The 19,024-nt window shown below is 33.7% G+C and carries 22 protein-coding genes; 13 read left to right on the plus strand and 9 right to left on the minus strand.

All coding sequences use genetic code 11. The features are described from left to right. Positions 1 to 37 precede the first annotated feature (37 nt). Positions 38 to 523: a hypothetical protein gene (locus tag NEF87_RS19960; RefSeq protein WP_457917217.1), complete on the minus strand. Its 486-nt coding sequence runs from the start codon at positions 521 to 523 to the stop codon at positions 38 to 40. Between the two features lie 119 nt (positions 524 to 642). Here NEF87_RS19960 and NEF87_RS19965 point away from each other — a divergent pair, with 119 nt between their 5' ends. Then, positions 643 to 1,452, plus strand: a complete 810-nt coding sequence (locus NEF87_RS19965; protein ID WP_371803238.1) for a hypothetical protein — start codon at positions 643 to 645, stop codon at positions 1,450 to 1,452. A gap of 12 nt (positions 1,453 to 1,464) precedes the next feature. Here NEF87_RS19965 and NEF87_RS19970 read toward each other — a convergent pair whose 3' ends face one another. Beyond that, positions 1,465 to 2,241 (minus strand): class I SAM-dependent methyltransferase, encoded by a 777-nt coding sequence (locus tag NEF87_RS19970; RefSeq protein WP_457917218.1) that lies wholly within the window; start codon positions 2,239 to 2,241, stop codon positions 1,465 to 1,467. 162 nt (positions 2,242 to 2,403) lie between these two features. On the opposite strand from NEF87_RS19970, the gene NEF87_RS19975 reads away from it, so the two are divergent. Together NEF87_RS19975 and NEF87_RS19980 are read left to right on the plus strand one after the other, a co-directional pair. Beyond that, the gene (locus NEF87_RS19975; protein WP_457917219.1) at positions 2,404 to 2,961 is read left to right on the plus strand and encodes a hypothetical protein; all 558 of its coding nucleotides are present in this window, start codon (positions 2,404 to 2,406) and stop codon (positions 2,959 to 2,961) included. 52 nt (positions 2,962 to 3,013) lie between these two features. Beyond that, positions 3,014 to 3,460, plus strand: coding sequence for a hypothetical protein (locus NEF87_RS19980; protein WP_457917220.1), 447 nt, complete (start codon positions 3,014 to 3,016; stop codon positions 3,458 to 3,460). Positions 3,461 to 3,468: 8 nt separating this feature from the next. On the opposite strand, the gene NEF87_RS19985 is transcribed toward NEF87_RS19980, so the two are convergent. Next, positions 3,469 to 4,113: a hypothetical protein gene (locus NEF87_RS19985; RefSeq protein ID WP_457917221.1), complete on the minus strand. Its 645-nt coding sequence runs from the start codon at positions 4,111 to 4,113 to the stop codon at positions 3,469 to 3,471. 71 nt (positions 4,114 to 4,184) lie between these two features. On the opposite strand from NEF87_RS19985, the gene NEF87_RS19990 reads away from it, so the two are divergent. Then, positions 4,185 to 5,246, plus strand: a complete 1,062-nt coding sequence (locus NEF87_RS19990; protein ID WP_457917222.1) for an NAD-dependent epimerase/dehydratase family protein — start codon at positions 4,185 to 4,187, stop codon at positions 5,244 to 5,246. A gap of 37 nt (positions 5,247 to 5,283) precedes the next feature. Further along, a complete protein-coding gene (locus NEF87_RS19995; RefSeq protein ID WP_457917223.1) occupies positions 5,284 to 5,796 on the plus strand; it encodes a DUF1616 domain-containing protein in 513 nt (170 codons plus the stop codon). A gap of 31 nt (positions 5,797 to 5,827) precedes the next feature. Here the strand turns inward: NEF87_RS19995 and NEF87_RS20000 are convergent, their stop codons facing one another. From NEF87_RS20000 to NEF87_RS20010, 3 genes are read right to left on the minus strand one after another with little or no spacing between them, the layout of a single operon-like run. Further along, on the minus strand, positions 5,828 to 7,213 hold the full coding sequence (locus NEF87_RS20000; protein WP_457917224.1) for a TldD/PmbA family protein: 1,386 nt from the start codon (positions 7,211 to 7,213) through the stop codon (positions 5,828 to 5,830). 1 nt (position 7,214) lies between these two features. Next, positions 7,215 to 8,648 carry a TldD/PmbA family protein gene (locus tag NEF87_RS20005; RefSeq protein WP_457917225.1) on the minus strand — a complete coding sequence of 478 codons (1,434 nt, stop codon included), beginning with the start codon at positions 8,646 to 8,648 and terminating at the stop codon, positions 7,215 to 7,217. Next, positions 8,645 to 9,205: a DUF1922 domain-containing protein gene (locus tag NEF87_RS20010; protein ID WP_371803247.1), complete on the minus strand. Its 561-nt coding sequence runs from the start codon at positions 9,203 to 9,205 to the stop codon at positions 8,645 to 8,647. Before NEF87_RS20010 ends, NEF87_RS20005 begins: the two co-directional genes overlap by 4 nt. 83 nt (positions 9,206 to 9,288) lie before the next feature. Here NEF87_RS20010 and NEF87_RS20015 point away from each other — a divergent pair, with 83 nt between their 5' ends. The 5 genes from NEF87_RS20015 to NEF87_RS20035 are packed head-to-tail and all read left to right on the plus strand — an operon-like array spanning position 9,289 to position 13,969. After that, positions 9,289 to 9,732 (plus strand): hypothetical protein, encoded by a 444-nt coding sequence (locus NEF87_RS20015; RefSeq protein ID WP_371803248.1) that lies wholly within the window; start codon positions 9,289 to 9,291, stop codon positions 9,730 to 9,732. A gap of 41 nt (positions 9,733 to 9,773) precedes the next feature. Beyond that, positions 9,774 to 11,153 carry an adenylosuccinate lyase gene (gene purB, locus NEF87_RS20020; protein WP_457917226.1) on the plus strand — a complete coding sequence of 460 codons (1,380 nt, stop codon included), beginning with the start codon at positions 9,774 to 9,776 and terminating at the stop codon, positions 11,151 to 11,153. A gap of 43 nt (positions 11,154 to 11,196) precedes the next feature. Beyond that, a complete protein-coding gene (locus tag NEF87_RS20025) occupies positions 11,197 to 12,384 on the plus strand; it encodes an AIR synthase related protein (protein WP_457917227.1) in 1,188 nt (395 codons plus the stop codon). Positions 12,385 to 12,406: 22 nt separating this feature from the next. Continuing rightward, positions 12,407 to 13,441: a CPBP family intramembrane glutamic endopeptidase gene (locus tag NEF87_RS20030; RefSeq protein ID WP_457917228.1), complete on the plus strand. Its 1,035-nt coding sequence runs from the start codon at positions 12,407 to 12,409 to the stop codon at positions 13,439 to 13,441. Between the two features lie 18 nt (positions 13,442 to 13,459). After that, a complete protein-coding gene (locus NEF87_RS20035; RefSeq protein WP_457917229.1) occupies positions 13,460 to 13,969 on the plus strand; it encodes a metallophosphoesterase family protein in 510 nt (169 codons plus the stop codon). A gap of 35 nt (positions 13,970 to 14,004) precedes the next feature. Here the strand turns inward: NEF87_RS20035 and NEF87_RS20040 are convergent, their stop codons facing one another. Both NEF87_RS20040 and NEF87_RS20045 read right to left on the minus strand, forming a co-directional pair. Then, positions 14,005 to 14,562 (minus strand): Rab family GTPase, encoded by a 558-nt coding sequence (locus tag NEF87_RS20040; RefSeq protein WP_457917230.1) that lies wholly within the window; start codon positions 14,560 to 14,562, stop codon positions 14,005 to 14,007. 72 nt (positions 14,563 to 14,634) lie between these two features. After that, positions 14,635 to 15,471 carry a TrmB family transcriptional regulator gene (locus tag NEF87_RS20045; protein WP_371803254.1) on the minus strand — a complete coding sequence of 279 codons (837 nt, stop codon included), beginning with the start codon at positions 15,469 to 15,471 and terminating at the stop codon, positions 14,635 to 14,637. A 241-nt stretch (positions 15,472 to 15,712) separates the two neighbouring features. Between NEF87_RS20045 and NEF87_RS20050 the strand changes: the two genes are divergently transcribed. Beyond that, the gene (locus tag NEF87_RS20050) at positions 15,713 to 16,192 is read left to right on the plus strand and encodes a hypothetical protein (protein ID WP_457917231.1); all 480 of its coding nucleotides are present in this window, start codon (positions 15,713 to 15,715) and stop codon (positions 16,190 to 16,192) included. Between the two features lie 284 nt (positions 16,193 to 16,476). Here the strand turns inward: NEF87_RS20050 and NEF87_RS20055 are convergent, their stop codons facing one another. Beyond that, positions 16,477 to 17,442 (minus strand): MBL fold metallo-hydrolase, encoded by a 966-nt coding sequence (locus NEF87_RS20055; protein ID WP_371803256.1) that lies wholly within the window; start codon positions 17,440 to 17,442, stop codon positions 16,477 to 16,479. Between the two features lie 139 nt (positions 17,443 to 17,581). Here NEF87_RS20055 and NEF87_RS20060 point away from each other — a divergent pair, with 139 nt between their 5' ends. Both NEF87_RS20060 and NEF87_RS20065 read left to right on the plus strand, forming a co-directional pair. Then, positions 17,582 to 18,265: a hypothetical protein gene (locus NEF87_RS20060; RefSeq protein ID WP_371803257.1), complete on the plus strand. Its 684-nt coding sequence runs from the start codon at positions 17,582 to 17,584 to the stop codon at positions 18,263 to 18,265. 93 nt (positions 18,266 to 18,358) lie between these two features. Next, entirely contained in the window at positions 18,359 to 18,994 is a 636-nt protein-coding gene (locus NEF87_RS20065; RefSeq protein ID WP_457917232.1) for a glutamine amidotransferase-related protein, read from the plus strand. Positions 18,995 to 19,024 lie beyond the last annotated feature (30 nt).

Raw genomic sequence — 19,024 nt, forward strand, 5'->3', positions numbered from 1 at the left:
CTGGTCTAACTTAAAACGAATTGAATACCTTTATTATTTATATTTCTTCAACCCAGACTATATTTTGGTCGTAATCAAACTCATATTTAACTTTAACTTCATCAAATTCTTTTAGAGTGATGGCATCATCCAATACTGCTTGACTGACATAAGCGGGATCGGCATTATTTTCACATTTTGGAAAATTTGGACATCGATAGAATACCAATCTTATTGATATCACTTTGTCCATTTCCAGCTTGCATTTTTTGCAGTAAGTTCGGAGCATATGTCTTTGTTCTTTGCGTTTCGCCATAATTTCCATAAGAATTTCCTTTTTTTCACTTGAGGAAATGTCTTTTTTCTTAGCTTTAAATTGAACATTAAACGGGTGGATTAAAGCTTTTTCGGGAGGAAATTCGTCGGAAACAAAATAATTACAATGGAACATGTGTTTTATCAAAGTAAGATCAAAATTTCTCGGACAAGCATCTTTATTGGCGCATTGCTTGCACAATGATCCATCATTGCTTACTAGCGACATAGGAATCTGATCTTTATAATATTGGAGATTATTTAGTTGCTCTTTTTGAGAAAAAAAATCTATCTAAATTAGATTTTTTATAGAAAACTTTAACTAAATTTTAACACATCTTCTTTTAGATGACCTCAAGACGATTGGATTTAATACGACTTGATTATGCCTTTGCAGTTTTGATCCCATGTCTTTTGCCAATTTTCATTAATAATTTGAAAATTATTCCCCATTTAGACATTTTAATTGGATTTCTTTTCTTATCTATTACTGGTAGTACTTTAAACGACGCTTTGGATCGACGAAATCCACGTGAAAAAGAGACTATTGAACGAACTAAAGATTTTCAATGGAAAGAACTAGCGGCTTTATCAATAGTGAGTGGGTGTTTGGGAATTTTTCTTTTCATTCGAACAATTACTGAAAATTTAATCAATGCTATTTTCTTTGCTTTAATTATTGGATTTGTTATATTTTACTGCTTGAAAAAAGAAATTCCCATTTTAAACCAGTTTCTGTTAGCGACATCGCATATTATCTTCCCCTATTTGATGATAAAAGCTGATGCTGGATTACTAAATTCATTTCCTACTGTCGGAGAGATTTTCTTTTTACTTGCCCTCCTCATTTTCGGGATATGTGGAGAGACTGTGCATGAAATTATTGATTCAGACGCAATTTCTTCTTATTCGTTAAAAAATCAACAAAAAATTGTTCTCATTACCGCAGTTATTTCAATTGTGTGTTCATTAGTAGCTGGGCTCTTATTGAATGAGCCTGTCGTTTATGCAGTAATGGTAATTCCCATTGGTGTGATTTATGCATTTCGCAAGCCCACAAAGTCATCTCCTGGTGTTAAGGATATTGGGATAATCATGGGTAATTTGGTGATGTTATTACTCCTTGTGTTGATAATCCAGAAAAATTATCAAGAATAATTGTTCATCAATTTATTTTTTTGAAAAAATTATACATATATTCATTATTTTTTTCTGCGGTTGGAAACGAGCATCCATTTTCATCAGTTTACTTCCCCATAATACAAATTTATCCCAGATTCGATGAAAAATCGGATTTTTTTGGTATCGTGATCGAAGATTTTGAAGATCTTCTTCCATTTTTTCTGGATTACTCCCTTGAGAAAATTGCGCAAATCGCATAACTTGCCCATATACTCCAAATACGCACACTTCTTTTAATCCCAAGGGTAAAAAGAGATCTCTAAGTTGGTTGAGTTCATATCTTCGATAATGCCCTATTATTACATCTTGATGAGAGTAGTACTTCATACGATGAGGAACACTTAGGAGTAATGTTCCTTTAGTCTTTAAAACTCGAACTAATTCAGAAGCTGCTAATTGATCGTTCTTTACATGCTCAATCACATCTAGTGCAGAAACTAAATCAAAAGTTCCAGATTGAAAAGGCAAAAATGTGATAGACCCCATTGAAGGATGATTTTTTGGAAATTGCGCATATTGCGTCATCGGAAGGTGTGCCAAATCTATATAGGTTCTGTTAATTATCCCATCTAAAAACGGAAGAATTGAGTTTCCGCTACAACCAACATCAATTGCATTTGAAAACTTACGTGATCCTAAATATTTTTTAATTAAATCATATTTAGCCATAGTTCCTGGTGAAATACGATAATCTATTAGTGTGCGTTTTGCAAAATTGGGATGATTATCATAAAAATCTTTTTTTTTGATGATATGGTCTGACATTTGGTCACAGCAGGATTAGAATATTTCAGTATGTAGCCAAATAAGATTCTAAAAAACAAAAATTTATTGGCACATCAATGAATTTGAAGACTTAAAACTTCTGCCAAAGACTAGACTCCATAATTTTTATATTGTAAAAGAACAAAATATATGTGATAGCATATGTCAAAAGGTAAAATCTTCGGTATAAGTACATTAATGTATTTACTCTTAAATCTACTTTTTATTGTACTCTATGGAATTGTCGGTTTACACAACAGCTTTGGTGAGTTTTTTGGTCTAATTGCGGATGATATTAGCGGATTTCTCACTGCATTATTGACTCCAGGGGGCATCGTAAGTGATGTTTTTGGAGGAACTCACTATTATATTGTATTAATTTCCACTCCTGGATCCATGACTCAAGGGATTGTTGGCCTTTGTTGGGTAATTCTTCCAGGTTTATTAGCTGCTTTAACTGCAGGAATCAAATTGTCTCATGAGAGCAGTAAAAATGCATTTACTGGTGTGTTTTTCATGGTTTTGATCTTTACATCATTGCCACTTATTTTGGCTGCAGTTTGGAGTCCAAATGCTGCTAGTGTCATGACGACTGAAATGGTACCTTTTATGTATCAAGATATTGTAGGTGTTATGCAATACCTTTATCCCCCCTTAGTAGGATTATTTAACGCCCTATTCTTTGGTGGAATTGCAGCAGCTTCTGCATCCAGTCTTTAAAAAGTGAAATAGATATCTTTTTTTTTCCCATTTTCTTTATTTTATTATTCAAATGAAAAAAAATCTCACCGATTCCCTAAAATCAAAGTATGTCTTCAGGAAATTACATGGAAAATTTTATGATGTAAAATTTGGAACAGAAATTGTAAAAATTAAGAAAATCTATATTTTCCAAGAACATGATAAAAAAAAATCATATTTAGTCATAGAAACTTCCACTTCGACCTTTTTAGGTATAATTTTAGCACATCAATCATCTGATCTTTTAGCATTAATCGGAAAAAAGATCCTTCAAGAAAAAAAAAGAACCCATGATACCGAAGAAAACGCAAATCTCATTCAATATCTGTTGCCTATGGGAAATCATCAGGTGAAATTAATTGCATTTTATATTTGGACAAACGAAGAACAAGCTTTAGAAATAATACAGAAGTTGGATAGTATTTATGAAAAATTCAAACAAAAAATGAATATAATCATTTCACCAGCAATGATGTGATGAAAGAATTAGTTAAATGAAATAAATTTACTGGCAAGTTCATCATGTTCTAAAATTTGAGCTTCTAATATTAATGGATAATTTTTGTTGAAAAATTGGCTCAATTGGGCAAATTCGGTTTGGGCTTCAGTAAATTTCTTTTCATCTAATAAAGTTTGGATCAACTTCGATTTTTCTTTACAATACTTATTCACTTGAGCTTTTCGCATAAGTTCTAAAAATTTTTCCTTATTGGCTTCAATGCGATACAATCCCATGAGTTCTAATTGTTCTTCTATTTTTTGAGAGACCAAAGAAAAATCTCCATTATTCAAGGTAATAGAAATATCTTCTAAAATTGTGGGCATACTTCGGAGGAATATTTCCTTTTCAAAAAATTTGGAATCAACAGGTAAAAATAAGAGTCCGAAACCAAAAACAAATAAAATTAATCCTAAAATTAATACCCATGTAATATTTGCAGGAAGAATACTATATTGTATTAAATCCAAGGTCGATTGTTCATAGGTGATGAAAAATATTAACATAATTGCGGCGACTATCCATAAACTTAGGATTAAAATTTGCACTTTTACCGATTTATTGAAAAGATTGAGTTTTTCGCGTAAATTTTCGAATGTATGTTTTGTGGAATTGCTTTTTGTTTCTTCCATGATAATCAACTAAGTGTTTATCTAAGATTTGTTATTGTAACTTTATATTTTTTGGGGCCTTCAAATATAATATGTACGATCATGAGAAGGAAATTAGCGAAATTGCTAGTCGACTACAAAAAGATAATATCTCATTTAAAGATAAAAATATCTTGATGACCGGAGGGGCTGGATTTTTAGGTTCATGGATGTGTGAAACATTATTGAGTCAGGGTGCCAATGTAATTTGTATTGACAATCTAAGTTCTGGTCAATGGACAAACATTTCTCATTTAATTAATAATCCACATTTCAGATTTATTCGCCACGATATTTCAACACCTATATATTTTGGAAAGGTTGTTCCAAATGCAATTTGCTATCCTAATATAACTGATCGTATAGACTTTGTGATGCATCTTGCGAGTCGTGCATCTCCATTTGAATTTAAGAATCATGCGATTTCCATTATGAAATCTAATACATTGGGCACCATGAATGCTCTGGGTATCGCTTTGGAGCATAATTCAGTTCTTTTTTATTCTTCTACATCAGAATGTTATGGAAATCCACCTCCTTCTCAAGTTCCTACTTCAGAAGACTACTGGGGGCATGTGAATCCTATTGGACCTCGTTCTTGCTATGATGAATCCAAACGAGCGGGAGAAGCATTTTTGAAAGCTTATGAGTTACAGCATAATGTGAATGTACATTTTGCTCGAATTTTTAATACCTATGGGCCACGAATTCGCGCTGGAAAAGAATTTGGTCGTGTAGTTCCCAATTTTATAAACCAATGTTTAAATGATGAACCAATTACTGTTTTTGGTGATGGAAATCAGACCCGTTGTTTTACCTATGTTGTGGATGAAGTTGAAGGTTTGTTGCGGGATGCATTTATTCCTGAAGCGAGGGGTCTTCCTATCAATGTTGGGCAAGTTAAGGTGGATAGCGTCTTATATTTAGCAGAAACAATTAAAAGAATTACCAATTCCAACTCAAAAATTATTTTCAAACCTTTACCAATTGACGATCCAATTTTACGTCAACCAGATTTAACTCGCGCAAAAAAAATATTAAATTGGGAGCCTAGAACGGATTTAGACACGGGGTTGAAGAAAACTATTCAGTGGTTTAAAGAGACACAAGTTTAATTTTTTTATTTGCATTTAATAATTTTAGGTGTCCACAATGTCTGAAGATCCTGAATGGAAAGATGGGTTGTCTTTAAATAAGATAACACGTATTGTTCTTTTAGCTGGTATAATTGTTGTGTCTGGTGCTATGGTCTATACATTAACCCGTCCTGAAGAAGAAGATGTATTGTTTTTTATTTTAAATGAAGACCAAGTTATGAAAGATTATCCTGTTAATGCTTCAGTAAATCAGAATGTATCTGTTCATGCCTTTGTTGAAAACCATTTGCAAAGATCTGCTGAATTTGCCGTAAGAGTTTATCGAGGAAATAGCAATTTGACCCATAACATTTCAATTGGTGTTGAGCATAATTCCTATGCAACATATTTATTTAATTACACAAAAATTCTTGAAAATGAAGTTTCTTGGATAACTCCTAAGATCAATGTATCTTTTCCCATTGCGGGACCAGATCAACAAGTTATATTAGAATTGTGGGTTAATACTGACTTTGGATGGCGTTTTCTTCCAGAGTATATTACATTTCTGCGCATTGAAGTCTACTGAGAACTATCTTGCACGAAAAAATTCAAAAAAATTAGGTTCTTCCGGATATCGATGCTTTACTAATTTTTATCCAAGGGACAAAGGCTTCATCTACCCATTTTCGTTCTTGGCTGACTTCCTCAATACGATTATATGCATCTAATAAGTTAATACCAAGTAATGTTTCGGAAACAGCTGGACCAAGTACTCCATCTCTTATGATATATCCAGTCATAATCAATCCTGAAAAATCGCCTGTTATTTCATTTGGAGAATCTCCTGTATATTCAAAATAGATTCCTTTTTTGATATCTGCAATCATATCATTTTTTTTTCTATTGCCTGATGCCATTACAATGTTATTATTGGAAATTCCAATGTTCCCACTATAACTTCCCCGAGAAGCATGTCCATTGGAATCCACTTTTGCTCTTCCAGCAGTGAATGAATTATGATAAAAATGTTTGAGTACTCCATCTTGAATCATTGTTGTTTGTTCTGTGGCAATCCCTTCAGCGTCAAATGATTCGGTACCCAATTTTCCTGGAATGAACGGATCATCTTGAATAGTAAACTTTTTGTTTCCAATTTCCTTTCCTAAATAATCACCTAAAAATGACATCTGGTTATATACTCGTTCTGCATTTAATGCATCAGTTAAGGGTTCAATGAGGAAATGTGCGACTGCTAATGGTGATAATATAAGAGGATATTCCCCTGAATCAACTCCTTTCCGATTTAAACCTTTCAATGCCATATTATAACTTGTTTCCGCTACATTTGAAACATCTAAATTTTCGATCTGACATACACTTTGCCAATCAAAACCTCCACTCGGAATGTTGTTTTTCATCAAACTTACTTCGGTACTACAACCGATAGTTGAAAAACGATCCCATTGATTTATCCCATTACTATTCCAAATGAAAGTGGTACCTATCGATGCAGAAAATCCGCCTGAAAGCGCGATCGGTTTCATTGTTCGATTTTTTAAATCGAAAATCGGTTTCATTTGATTGTTGATATCATCGGGGCAAATATCTTCAATTAAAGGATCATAAGTTCCTTGAACCTCAGTATATTTTTTGGATGGAAACGCCAAATTTATAAAATCAGGATTTGGTGTAGCAGCTTTCATCATTTTTATTGCCTGTGATGAGATAAGCGAAATTGCTGCATCTGAGAAATCTGAGGTAAATGTCATTCCTTCTTTCCCTTGCTCCCCGATAAGACGCAATCCAATACCTCCCGCTTTTTTTTGGAAAGCATTTTTTATAAATCCTTGTTCAAATGAAACTTTTGTATTTTTAAAACTATTAGCATATATTTCAACGTGCTTAATTTCTTGCTTATTCCGTAATTTTTGGTAGATTTTTTCTGCGAGTGTTTCAAAATAGCTCCGTTCAAATAATTCAATTAATTCACAAGAATTTTCCATATTATTGTCCTCCAAATACCATATCTTTAATCCATGTATGTGGACCTCCTGAACCCACCGGAATTGATTGGCCGCCTTTTCCACAATAGCCTGTATCTTGAGTGAATTTATTGCTTATTAGGGAAATTCGTTGAAGAACCTCTAAGGTGACTCCCGAAATGGCCGCATCTCTGAGAACTTGGGTTTTTTCTCCATTTTCGATTAAATACGCTTTCGATAATTTAAAAGTAAAATCTCCCGTTATTGGATCTGTATATCCATATTTCCAGCCGATTCCTAAGACCCCTTTTTGCATCTCTGAAATCATTTCGTCCAAACTAGAATCTCCTGGTTTTAAATAAGTATTTGTCATTCGCACTTGGGGAATTACTGAAAAACCTGCTGCTCGCCCATTACCTGTAGGTTTCACATCCATTTTTGATGCGGTTTCAAGGGAATGAAGATAATTTACTAGGATACCTTTGTCTACAATCGATGTTTTTTGACTCGGTGTTCCCTCATCATCATACGGAATAAATCCGAATTCTTTTTCTAAGGTTCCATCATCGATAATTGAAACTAATTCACTACCAACTGGAGAATTCAGTTTATTTGCTAAAATACTCTCCCCCGCAATCACACTATCTGCTTCTGCAGCGTGTCCAAAGGCTTCGTGGATGAAAGTCCCCGTTAAATGGTGATCCATTATCAAATCATGAACTCCTTGAGGTGCTGGTTTGGAATGGAGTAATTCTAAAGAATTTTCGGCAGATTCTCTGCCTGTTCCTCGAGCACCTTCTAAAATTTCATAACCCCCATTTCCTCCTCGAGAGATGTGGTATCCTTCTTGACGATGGGCATCTTTGGCTATCGCTTGGAGGATAAAGAAAATACCGCTGTTTTTTATTCTAACAAATCGATTAAAATTATTGAAAATAAGTTGTTCATATTCATTATCAGAGTAATTGACATTTGTTGACACTATTTTTGGATCAAAGTATGCTTCTTTTTCAATTTCTAATAATAGGTTTACTTTTTCATCGGGATCAATATTATATATCGGTTTTTTAGGTGAAATTGTAAAAGCGTCTTTTAAACTGGATGTCGGGTGAATGGAGTATTTTTCTCTTGAAAATTGAGAACTCCATTTGGCAAGATTTGCAGATTGGACAAAGGTGTCTTCAATTGCATCTTTTGAAAAGGCTTGTCCCGCTGCAAATCCATATCCTCCGTCCTTAAATGTCATTATAGAAAATCCTTTACCAATACCTGTATTGGCAGATTTTGTTATTCCCTTTAAGAGTGCAATTTGAGTTGCTTTTCCCTTAGTAAATCGAGCATTGAAATATTGAATATTATGTTTTTGGGCTAGATCGCGTAAGAAATCTAGATCTTCGATTTCTAATGAAATAGGTTCCAGATCGATTATATTTTTAACTTGATTCAGAGTTTTCATTTCGTTGGTTTCCACTTTTTTTTTCGAAATTGAGCGTTTGGTAAAGGGCGTGCTACATGGAGTTTTCCTTCTGTAAAAGGAATATTGGGAAATTTTAAGATCAGATGGGATTGAAAATTTGTATTATCTTGATTTTTTAGAACTAATCCTTGATGATTCAAGTGATCAATCGTTTTTAGTATAAAATCGTCTTCTAAGCCTAATTCTGCTCCTTTAGATATAAGCATTTGGAAAGGAATTGCGTTGGGAAATACTGCAATGAGTTCTGTTATTAAATTTCCTAATAGATTATACTTATTCGTCATATTTGAGCTTGTCTCTGATTTTAAACGCGCAAGTCTTTGACCTATCTCACTTGGAGTTTTCATAGAGCGAACTAAATCCGAAGCTTCTTTCACAGACTCTGCTTTGGCAAAAACTTTTAGAGTTTGAACCTTCAAATGCGTTCCACAACGAGGGCACTTTCGGGATTTCTGATATTGGGAAACATATTGTACTGTTCCACACTTAGTGCATTTTACAATTAGATATATCTTACAATTCCTCCGATAATTCATCTAAGGTTTTATTAATCAAAAAATTTTGGAGAAATAAAGAAATTAACAAAATTTTTCTCTTTTGGAAGTTTTTTTTACGTGTAATGAAACGTAAAATTTCGGTTCCAAGATCAAGAGCTCCCTTATATGCAGTGATGATCATCATTACGATCATCGCATTTATTTTTCTTGTTAGAGTGATTGGTAATAATGACCAATTTAATAATTCTCAAGTCAATGGAGAATATCAAGGAACCGTCAATCTTCAAGGACAACCTCAAATTGAGTTGAATATAACTTTTGATGGGATCGGAGAACTCTTTGGATCAATTGAAATCAATAATCAAACTCTTGAGTTTCAGGAAAGTACTTATGCCAGTTTTGCTGGTCAAATCCACTTCTTCATTAATTTTCCCGAATCCGAGTTTTCTCTCACTTTCAATGGGACAGTGAGTTCAAATGCTTATTTATTAACTGGGGATGTTCTCTATATAGATTCTTCAGAAAATACTAACGAAGGATATTTTTATCTTTCAAAATTAAATTAAATTAATTCATCTAAATAAACCAAAATGAAAATGTGAAAAACATGAGTGAATCTCGAATACATCCAATTGAAGGAAGATATCGAACTAAAGACATGGCAGCATTATTTACTGATGGATCCAAGCTTTATCGTTGGTTACGTGTTGAATCTGCCTTATCTCAAGCCCATGCAGAACTTGGGCATCTTCCCAAAGAAGCATCGCAAGAAATCTCTAGAAAAGCCAATTTAGAATATGTCAAAGTTGATCGTGTAAAAAAAATTGAAGCAGATATTCATCATGACTTGATGGCCATGGTTAGAGGTTTAACAGAACAATGTGAAGGTAACGCTGGTAAATATATCCATCTTGGGGCAACATCCTATGATATTGAAGATACTGCTACTGCAATTCAATTATCCCAGGCACTAATTGTGCTTGAATCTTCCCTAATGCGAGTATTGAAAGCATTAGTAATGCAAGCTGAGAACAACAAAGCTCGAGTTTGTGTGGGGAGAACCCATGGGCAACAAGCTTTACCTACCACTTATGGAATGCGTTTTGCGATTTGGGCATCTGAAATTTCGCGTCATCTGGAACGCATTGTTCAAATAAAACCACGGATTGCAGTCGGAAAAATGTCTGGTGCTGTTGGTGCGATGGCATCTTTTGGGAAAGAAGGAATCAAAATTCAGCAATTAGTCATGGATATCTTGGCTCAAGAATTCAATCTTCCTCTGAAACCTGTTTTGATTGCAAATCAAGTAGTTCAGCGAGATCGGCATGCAGAAGTTCTAAATTTAACCGCTTTGGTTAGTGGAACGGTTGATAAAATAGCTCGGGAAATGCGCATCCTTCAACGAACCGAAATTGGTGAAATGTTTGAACCTTTTACAAAAAATCAGGTAGGAAGCTCTACTATGCCCCATAAGCGTAATCCTCATAAAGCAGAACGATTATGTTCTATCGCCCGTGTTTTAAAATCAAATATAATTATTGGGATCGATAATATAGGATTGGAAGATGAACGTGATTTAACCAATTCTGCAAATGAACGCATGATTTATGCCGAAAATTTCATATTGTTAGATTACATGTTAACACAATTGGCTCAAATTTTGGAGGGACAAGAATTTAATGATATAGCAATTCAACGAAATCTTGATTTCACCCATGGTGCCTTTTTAGCCGAAAAAATTATGGTTGAACTTGTATCCAAGGGAATCGGACGGCAAGATGGGCATGAGATCTTACGACAAACTGCTATAGAAGCTCGAAAAAGGAACTTACCTATGAAAGACATATTAATTGGCGATCCTCGTCTGGTTGGTAAATTCACAGAAAAGCAATTAGATGAAATGCTTGAACCCAAAAATTATATAGGTTTGGCAATTCCTCAAGTCGAAACTGTAATTACAAAATTGAAAAAGCAATATTTTCTCTAATCTTTTTTAAAAATCTACTTAATCTCCCACATAGTTGAATCTTATGACTCCAAATGAAAAACCCTCTTATGAAGCTCTGGGCGTCTCTTCCCAGAAAGAAGATGTTCACTCCGCCCTAAAAAATATTGACCAAGGTCTTTATCCTGATGCATTTTGTAAAATAATTCCTGATATTGCGCTTGATCCAGCTTATTGTTCTCTAGTTCATGCGGATGGTGCTGGAACCAAGTCCGCTTTAGCTTATATGATGTATAAGGAAACTGGTAATCTAAAATATTTTCAAGGAATTGTCCAAGATTCGGTGGTGATGAATGTAGATGACGTGCTTTGTGTGGGGGCAAATAGTCAGTTTTTACTATCTAACACAATAGGAAGAAATAAGAAATTAATCTCAGGAGAGATTATTTCCACCATTATTCAAGCCTATGAACATTTTATCCATAAATTACAAAGTTTTGGCTTGCCCATCTCCACTTGTGGGGGGGAGACTGCAGATGTTGGTGATTTAGTACGTACTTTGATCGTAGATAGCACTCTTGTTGCACGAATGAAAAGATCTGATGTGATTCATCCGGGTAATATTTGTAAGGGTGATGTTATTGTTGGCTTTAGTAGCTTTGGAAAAAGCACATATGAAGATCTTCCGTATAATAGTGGGATGGGGAGTAATGGATTAACTCTGGCTCGGCATGGTGTGTTAAATCATCAATATTATGAAAAATATCCCGAATGTTTTAGTCCTGAAATTGATGAGAAATGGGTCTTTTTTGGTGAGCATTCCTTGCATGATTCTGTCCCTGGGACTCCTTTAACCGTCGGAGAAGCAATTCTTTCTCCCACTCGAACTTTTACTCCAATTTTGATGGATCTTTTTCAACAAGATCACCATCAAATTCACACTATCTTCCATAATACTGGTGGCGGTCAAACTAAATGTATGAAATTTGGAAGAGGATTTCACTATATCAAGGATAATATGTTTGAAATTCCACCATTTTTCAAATTGATCCAAGAATCCTCAAATACTCCTTGGGATGAGATGCATCGAGTATTTAATATGGGGCATCGCATGGAAATTATTTGTGCGGAAGAGTATGCTAAGGACATTGTTATCCCTGCAACACGAAAATATGGTGTTGAATCGAAAATCGTAGGTCACGTTGAGCTTAACTCCGATCCCACTAAAAATAGGCTCGATATTATAAACTCAAAAGGGACATACAATTATTAATAAATGTAGGATTCGATGAGAAATGAGCGCAGAATTGAGTGGACGTATTCGATTTTTTTTGATGGTCTTGTTTTCTGGCATTTTAAATGTCATAATATATTTCATCTTACGATTTTTCGTAGACTTGTTCTCTTTATCTCTGGTTTATGAATATACTTTACTGCGATTACTTCATATGGGTGGATCTATCTTTTCAATTTTTATGGGAGTTCTTATCACCAACTATTTTATACCCGAAACAACCGTTGTGAACAATCCGAATTCGTTAAGTCTAGATAGACCAGTAGTAAGCACCCAAAAAATTTCGCAGAGTTTATTTGATGGGTTCAATTTTCAGAATTTGCTTTCACAATTAAAAATTGCTTTGATTTTGCTTTCTTGTATTTATGTCCCCCTCGATTTTCTCAGTTATCTTATTCCAGGGGTCCTTGAATTTACAGCCAATTCATTGGATGCAACAAATTCTGACAATTACTTCTTGCTTGATTCCGCCATCAATATGCTCATTTTTACTGCGATCATTCATTTCAGCATTGCCGTGAGGGAAGAATTCATTTACAGAGAGTTTTTTATTTCGATGGGGGAAGAACATGTGCAAAAAGGGACTGCTTTTTTATATAGCGCGATTCTCTTTGGATTGGCACATGTGAATTATATTTTTGATCCCGCTAATAAAGGTCTCTCACCTCTTTATCCAATTTGGTGGGGGATTAATGCTTTAATTATTGGATTTGTGTCTTCTTATCAGTTTTCTAAGAAAAAACAAATATTTCCCTTAATTTTAGCTCATTGGATCAATAATCTTCTGTCGGCAGTAGTTGTTCGAAATCATATCCTTGAAATCCCTTTCTGGAGTGAAACGTTCTTTTATATCTATTTACCATTTTTCATTCTAGGTATAATACTAATCTTTATTACTCGGAAATCGATAAAAGGAGAGTATTCTCAATTCTTTTCTTTATTCAAAGCCTATAAGATTGAAAATCCTGATAAAAAATATTATGCCATCGATGCTTTAATGATTATTCTCTTATGGCTCGTTTCATTTTTATTTTAAACTTGGAGTGAAACGATAATGGATATTGGAATTTTAAGCGATTCGCATTTGTCTGATGAAAATATGGGTGGATCTTCTTATAAGACATTTTTCTATACTCTTCAATCTCTCTTTCATGAAGTTGATCATATTATTCATGCTGGAGATATCACGTCTCCTCGATTTTTAGAAGATCTAAGTAAAATTGCGCCTGTAAGTTATATTCGAGGAAATATGGATTATGAGCATCCAAAGTGGCCGCGAAAATTACTCCTAAATTTTGAAGGTATCTCAATTGGAGTTGTTCATCGTATTGAAGATATTGGTTACTTTGATCCTATACCTCAGGTAATCATTTATGGACACACACATATCGCAGAAATTAAAGAAAGTAAAATGGGGTGTTTTCTCATTAATCCCGGATCGGTCACCCAACCTAGACCTCGATCTCGAATAAGGAACTTTCTTGAAGAAACAGAGTTAAAACCATCCGTCGGTATATTATCTCTAAATGAAGGGTTAATCTCCGCATTTATCAAACAATTTTAAATGGTTGAAATATGCTAAGGAAAAAATAATGAATTTTATGCGTCTTCTATTTGTTTTTGGAATTTTATCACTAGATCCGTTGCCATCGTGGTAAATACATCCTGGACATTAGAGTCTTCTTCTTCTAAATTCATTTTGGCGCTTACTAGGCGAATCGGGGTTTTGATCCTTTTCTCCATCTTCTTTATCTCCGCTTCGGAGATCGCCATCGGTAAATCTGTTTTGTTGCCAACAATGATTCTTAAGGCATCCTTCGCCACTTTATCGGCAAATTGAATCCAATCTGGGAGTGCTTCAAAGCTTTCTTTGTCTGAAATATCAAATACGATAATTATTCCCGCTGATCCTTCACAATAAATAGATGCTACATCCTTAAAATGTGATTGACCTGCCATATCCCAGAGTACAAGATTAAATGAGTCATTTCCTTTTAATATACCAATGTCATCACGGGTATAATTTTTATCAACAAAATCCGCTCCTAAGGTGGTCATGTATTCTTCAGAAAACGTGTTATTAATATATCGTAAAATTAAGCTTGTTTTACCGACACGTTCATTGCCAATTAATGATACTTTACATTTGAATTCCATATTTTTTCCCTATTTTATGATATTAGTAATTTTCTTCAAAAATAATTTATAGATAAGTATTTTTATTCGTGTTTATTGTTCCTTTTTTTTAAACATAACTTTTTGACAAAGATGTGAATAAACCCACAGACACATATGTTGAAATCCGATTAGTTGTTCATCGGATGCATTTTCCATGAAGATTCCGTAAGCATAATTTGGTTTCGGAGTCATATTCGATAGAAATGTTTGAATGAATGTTTTTTCAGTTAAATAAAGTCCAAACGGAAGAATTGAACCTGCATTCCATCGATAAACTTCAATATTTGAATGAAAAAGTTGATTGATAATTCCCCTTTGTTCACGCGATTCCTTCAAGATTTTCATCGCCACTCTAATTGAAAAGGATGGATTGGTTCGGCGTTTTTCGAGCAGAAGATCTGCGATGTTTTCTAATTCTCGAATCGATGGTGCCGAATTATCCAAGGTTAAGATAATCATGCAATATTTTTCCGCATCTTCCAAAAATTGCTTAAATTGCTTTCGAATCTTTCCTTCCCCTTGGATACTCCATACCGAATTATTTTCGGTAGGTTTAACATACTTAATATTTTTTAACTGCTTTTCTAAATTTTCAGCAAGTTTGATTTTATTTTTTAATCGATTTCTAATTTGTCCAAAAACTTTTTCTGGTGGAATTGCCCGATATCTCGGAGCTCTTGGTACGGGTTCTTCTTCGACAATATCCCGTTTAACAAGGCGTTTCAATGAGTCATAGACTCGTGCCCGATCTACTTGGCTTTTTTCTGAAATTTTTGCAGGACTCGACAGTCCAATCATAAGTAAGGTTGTATAAATTCTTGAGTCATTAACTGTGAAAGATCCCAATTTCTGAAGATTTTTATTAATGCTTCTAAATTGATCTTCCATTTCCGTTAAATCTGACTCACTATCATAATTTTCTTCAGAGATGATTATTCCCCCTCAATTTTATAATATTTTTTCGAGGTGTACTTTGACGTTACTTTGCAGTAACTACTTGTTGTTGTTCCTAAATTAAAAAAATTTCTATCTTCGTTTAATGAAAATAATTGTTTAGGAGATTTTGTCCTTTTGTTTTGAAAACTAATGAGATCTTTTTTAATATTTTCAACACATCATATAGTTGACGATGGATTCAGTTATCATTAAATGGTCCGAACTTAATCAAAAATTTTTGAAAAATCCTAAAAACTATTTGGAATATTTGAATCAAGATCAAAAAGATCCCAGAGTATATATGGAGTATGTCGAAGATGGTATTTTGTTTGTATATCAGAATGCTGAGGTTTTCATTGATGTCATGACATCGGTTACTGCAGAAGTTGCTGAAAATATCCATAAGTATGACCTTCCAGATGAAAATTTCTTCGAAGATATGTTCATCTCTCGAAGCGAATTTCCTTCGGAAGGATTAACGTGTAAAATAGAAGTAATAACCGGGAATGCAAAAACTTATTTTCCCGTGCTTTCAGATTTTGTTCATTTTCTTATGCCTGAATCAATTTTGAAATTTTCAAAAACAAATTATTTGGAGCTGTTCCTACCAAATTTTGAGATGTTGCAGATGTATTCAAAGTCTCTATACATTCGTTTTTTTCTAAAAAAATGAAACGTTGTTCACATTAATTAAACCCTTAATTTTTTGTCGGTGTAGGATGATAGTTACCTTTATAAGTATGGATTTTTTAATAAGGATTGGAGAAGCGGAAGCTACTTCGTGGGAAGAGTGATTCTCAGTGGGGCCTGGGTTTCACAGAGTTTCTTCCCATTTTTACCTCTCTTTTATTAACCAGCATAATTCAGCAATGTTGTTTATTATAGAAAAAAAAACCCCATAGAGGAAAGATACTGAAAATTTTATCTAATTTTTGGTATCAGAATTAACTGTTATTTTTATTTCAAATGATGTTTTATTATTCCTTTTTCCCAATAAGTAAAAATTTCTCTAAGAGGGGATATCATTTTCGCTTTTGGAAAGAAAATATCTTGGTCTAACAAAAGTTGCAGTTGTTCCTTCTGAGATAACTGATCAATATGCAATGTTCTAATAGCGTCATCGACTTTCTTTTGATTATTTTCTATTTTTTTACGCATATAGTCAAAGGGGAATGAATTTTTTTTATAAACAATATATGAATGGGAAGAAGTCATAATTTTAGCCTCTTCCATAAATTTCTTCTCCAGCTTAGTAATATCTGCTTGATAAATGTCCAGATTACATTCGTCAAATCCATACCACGGGCCAAATCCTCTATTTAATTCTTTCGGATCTTGAAGATCAAAACCAACGCAACTGATATGCAATAATTGAATGTCTGGAAGAAAAAAACCGACATGCCCTACCGAATGTCCATATAATGATATTGTCTCGATTTTCAATAGATCGAATACTAAAGTATTTCCGGACTTGAATGTTTGCGGTAAATTTTTGCATTCGTGGTATCCCATCATGGGAGCAAATTTTTCCACTATTTTTTTCTTGACTCCTTTATAAAAACCATAGTCTCCATAAAAATGGGTGACATCAACGAGTTTTTCTTTATGTTCATCGGGGCAATGGATGGTGGCGCCTAATTCTTCCCATTTATAGACATTAGCAATATGATCCATATGTCCATGGGATATAATGTAATCAATTTTCGAGTATTGTGATAAGTTAAAGGTATCATAAACCAACATAATTTCTTTGGGTTCTAAGTTTAAATCAAGAATTACTGGTGTTTTATTTTTAGAGATGGATGGTAAAAGTAATATCCCATCAGATCTTGTAAAATAACTGGAAGCTTTTATCTGATGAATGAAAAAGACTTCTGGAGTTAGTTGAGTTATTTCCAAATTCTCCAAATTTGGTAAATCCATTATTTAATATCAATATGGGGTGAATTTAAAAGTTAGTTTTCAAGATAACAGAAATGATAAAAATTGGCTTCTAAATTTTTCTTATAGTTACTCCACTTGAAATTAATTATAATAAAAACTTTTATTCAAGGTCAAAAAAATGTCTTATCATACATGGAATTCATTTATGGGGTTATTTCAAGCCAATGATATTGTCTCAATGATTGTTGGGATAACTATTGCTGTGCTTGTGTCTATATTGGCGTTATGGCTTACTTTTCAAATATTAAAACTAACATTCTGGTCTCTAGCCGTGTTTTTCAGGGCTTTATTTTTGGGGTTAGCAATTTTACTTTATACTTTAATCTTAGTCTTCATAACGGCTCCAATTGGCATGATTTTTCAAGGGAAGAATTTATTGGATATCATGAATGATTATGCTGAGAATCTCAAAGATATTGTTTACATATTTTATCCCGAATTAGAAAAATGGATCAACAAAAAGATAGTGAAATCTGCTCCTGTTGCAACGGTCCCAATCCGACAATCTCTTCCTGTTCGTATTCATCCAAAACGAACAATTCGACCAGTTAAAGTAGTAAAACCAATTGTACAATCTCCTCCTAAATCGAGAATGAATGAGATGGATGCAAAAACAATTATTGTTAAAAATCCTTCCGAATTGCAAACAAGTGCCGCTAAATTTTTCTGCACTGATTGTGGGTCTGAATTTACACCGATAATGAGCGGCTTATTACAAACTAAAAATACAGCATTTTGTCAAAAATGTGGAAAACGCTTCAATTATGAACATGGGCTACCCGTGCCCGCTTCCAAAATCTAAACAACATTCTGCTACTTCATTTTAATCCCTTTCTTTTTTCTTCTTATTTCTAATTTAAAAAAACTTCTAATTTACAGCTATATTTTCTAGTCTATGAAGAAACGAATCGCGATCATTGATAATTTTGATAAAGAAAATGAGAAATTTAAAACCCGCTTTGACAACACATTGAAAGATATAAGCAATATTGTGTCATGGAATTATTTTCATTATTCATCTGTAGGAGAATCGGCAATTATTGAAAAGATCATGAATTGTGATGGAATTATATTAACCGGTTCCTACAATATGCTTTCCGAAGAATCTACTGTTCAAAAATATGCTTCAGTGACCAAGATACTTCACGACTACTCCAAACCCGTTTTTGGAATTTGCTTTGGTCATCAATTAATCGCTTCCCTTTATGGATTTGTAACTGGACCTCTAAACCATCCTGATGATGATATTGAGGATGAAAAGACACTTCTTTTAAACTTATTCTCCCCCTATGATTTAATAAAGGGAGATTCAATATTAGCTTACGAAACTCACCACCAAGAAGTCAAATATGTTCCAGAATATGAAAATGAATTCAAAATTTTTGCTTCAAGTGAGGTTTGTAAAATTCAATTGGTTAAACATAAAACTAGACCACTATATGGGGCGCAATTTCACCCCGAAAATCCATCTAATCCTGAAGCTTTGAAACAAGGGATAGAAATGATTCATAATTTTGTAAAATTATTGTGAATGTGTGAATAGAAGTGTGATAAAAAAAAT

The organism is Candidatus Lokiarchaeum ossiferum, from assembly GCA_025839675.1.
GTDB lineage: Archaea > Asgardarchaeota > Lokiarchaeia > Sigyniarchaeales > Promethearchaeaceae > Lokiarchaeum > Lokiarchaeum ossiferum.

Bases quoted from the DNA above. Each gene is read 5' to 3' on its own strand.
- NEF87_RS19960 (WP_457917217.1), bottom strand. From the start codon at position 523: ATGTCGCTAGTAAGCAATGATGGATCATTGTGCAAGCAATGCGCCAAT.
- NEF87_RS19965 (WP_371803238.1), top strand. From the start codon at position 643: ATGACCTCAAGACGATTGGATTTAATACGACTTGATTATGCCTTTGCA.
- NEF87_RS19970 (WP_457917218.1), bottom strand. From the start codon at position 2,241: ATGTCAGACCATATCATCAAAAAAAAAGATTTTTATGATAATCATCCC.
- NEF87_RS19975 (WP_457917219.1), top strand. From the start codon at position 2,404: ATGTCAAAAGGTAAAATCTTCGGTATAAGTACATTAATGTATTTACTC.
- NEF87_RS19980 (WP_457917220.1), top strand. From the start codon at position 3,014: ATGAAAAAAAATCTCACCGATTCCCTAAAATCAAAGTATGTCTTCAGG.
- NEF87_RS19985 (WP_457917221.1), bottom strand. From the start codon at position 4,113: ATGGAAGAAACAAAAAGCAATTCCACAAAACATACATTCGAAAATTTA.
- NEF87_RS19990 (WP_457917222.1), top strand. From the start codon at position 4,185: ATGTACGATCATGAGAAGGAAATTAGCGAAATTGCTAGTCGACTACAA.
- NEF87_RS19995 (WP_457917223.1), top strand. From the start codon at position 5,284: ATGTCTGAAGATCCTGAATGGAAAGATGGGTTGTCTTTAAATAAGATA.
- NEF87_RS20000 (WP_457917224.1), bottom strand. From the start codon at position 7,213: ATGGAAAATTCTTGTGAATTAATTGAATTATTTGAACGGAGCTATTTT.
- NEF87_RS20005 (WP_457917225.1), bottom strand. From the start codon at position 8,648: ATGAAAACTCTGAATCAAGTTAAAAATATAATCGATCTGGAACCTATT.
- NEF87_RS20010 (WP_371803247.1), bottom strand. From the start codon at position 9,205: ATGAATTATCGGAGGAATTGTAAGATATATCTAATTGTAAAATGCACT.
- NEF87_RS20015 (WP_371803248.1), top strand. From the start codon at position 9,289: ATGAAACGTAAAATTTCGGTTCCAAGATCAAGAGCTCCCTTATATGCA.
- purB (WP_457917226.1), top strand. From the start codon at position 9,774: ATGAGTGAATCTCGAATACATCCAATTGAAGGAAGATATCGAACTAAA.
- NEF87_RS20025 (WP_457917227.1), top strand. From the start codon at position 11,197: ATGACTCCAAATGAAAAACCCTCTTATGAAGCTCTGGGCGTCTCTTCC.
- NEF87_RS20030 (WP_457917228.1), top strand. From the start codon at position 12,407: ATGAGCGCAGAATTGAGTGGACGTATTCGATTTTTTTTGATGGTCTTG.
- NEF87_RS20035 (WP_457917229.1), top strand. From the start codon at position 13,460: ATGGATATTGGAATTTTAAGCGATTCGCATTTGTCTGATGAAAATATG.
- NEF87_RS20040 (WP_457917230.1), bottom strand. From the start codon at position 14,562: ATGGAATTCAAATGTAAAGTATCATTAATTGGCAATGAACGTGTCGGT.
- NEF87_RS20045 (WP_371803254.1), bottom strand. From the start codon at position 15,471: ATGGAAGATCAATTTAGAAGCATTAATAAAAATCTTCAGAAATTGGGA.
- NEF87_RS20050 (WP_457917231.1), top strand. From the start codon at position 15,713: ATGGATTCAGTTATCATTAAATGGTCCGAACTTAATCAAAAATTTTTG.
- NEF87_RS20055 (WP_371803256.1), bottom strand. From the start codon at position 17,442: ATGGATTTACCAAATTTGGAGAATTTGGAAATAACTCAACTAACTCCA.
- NEF87_RS20060 (WP_371803257.1), top strand. From the start codon at position 17,582: ATGTCTTATCATACATGGAATTCATTTATGGGGTTATTTCAAGCCAAT.
- NEF87_RS20065 (WP_457917232.1), top strand. From the start codon at position 18,359: ATGAAGAAACGAATCGCGATCATTGATAATTTTGATAAAGAAAATGAG.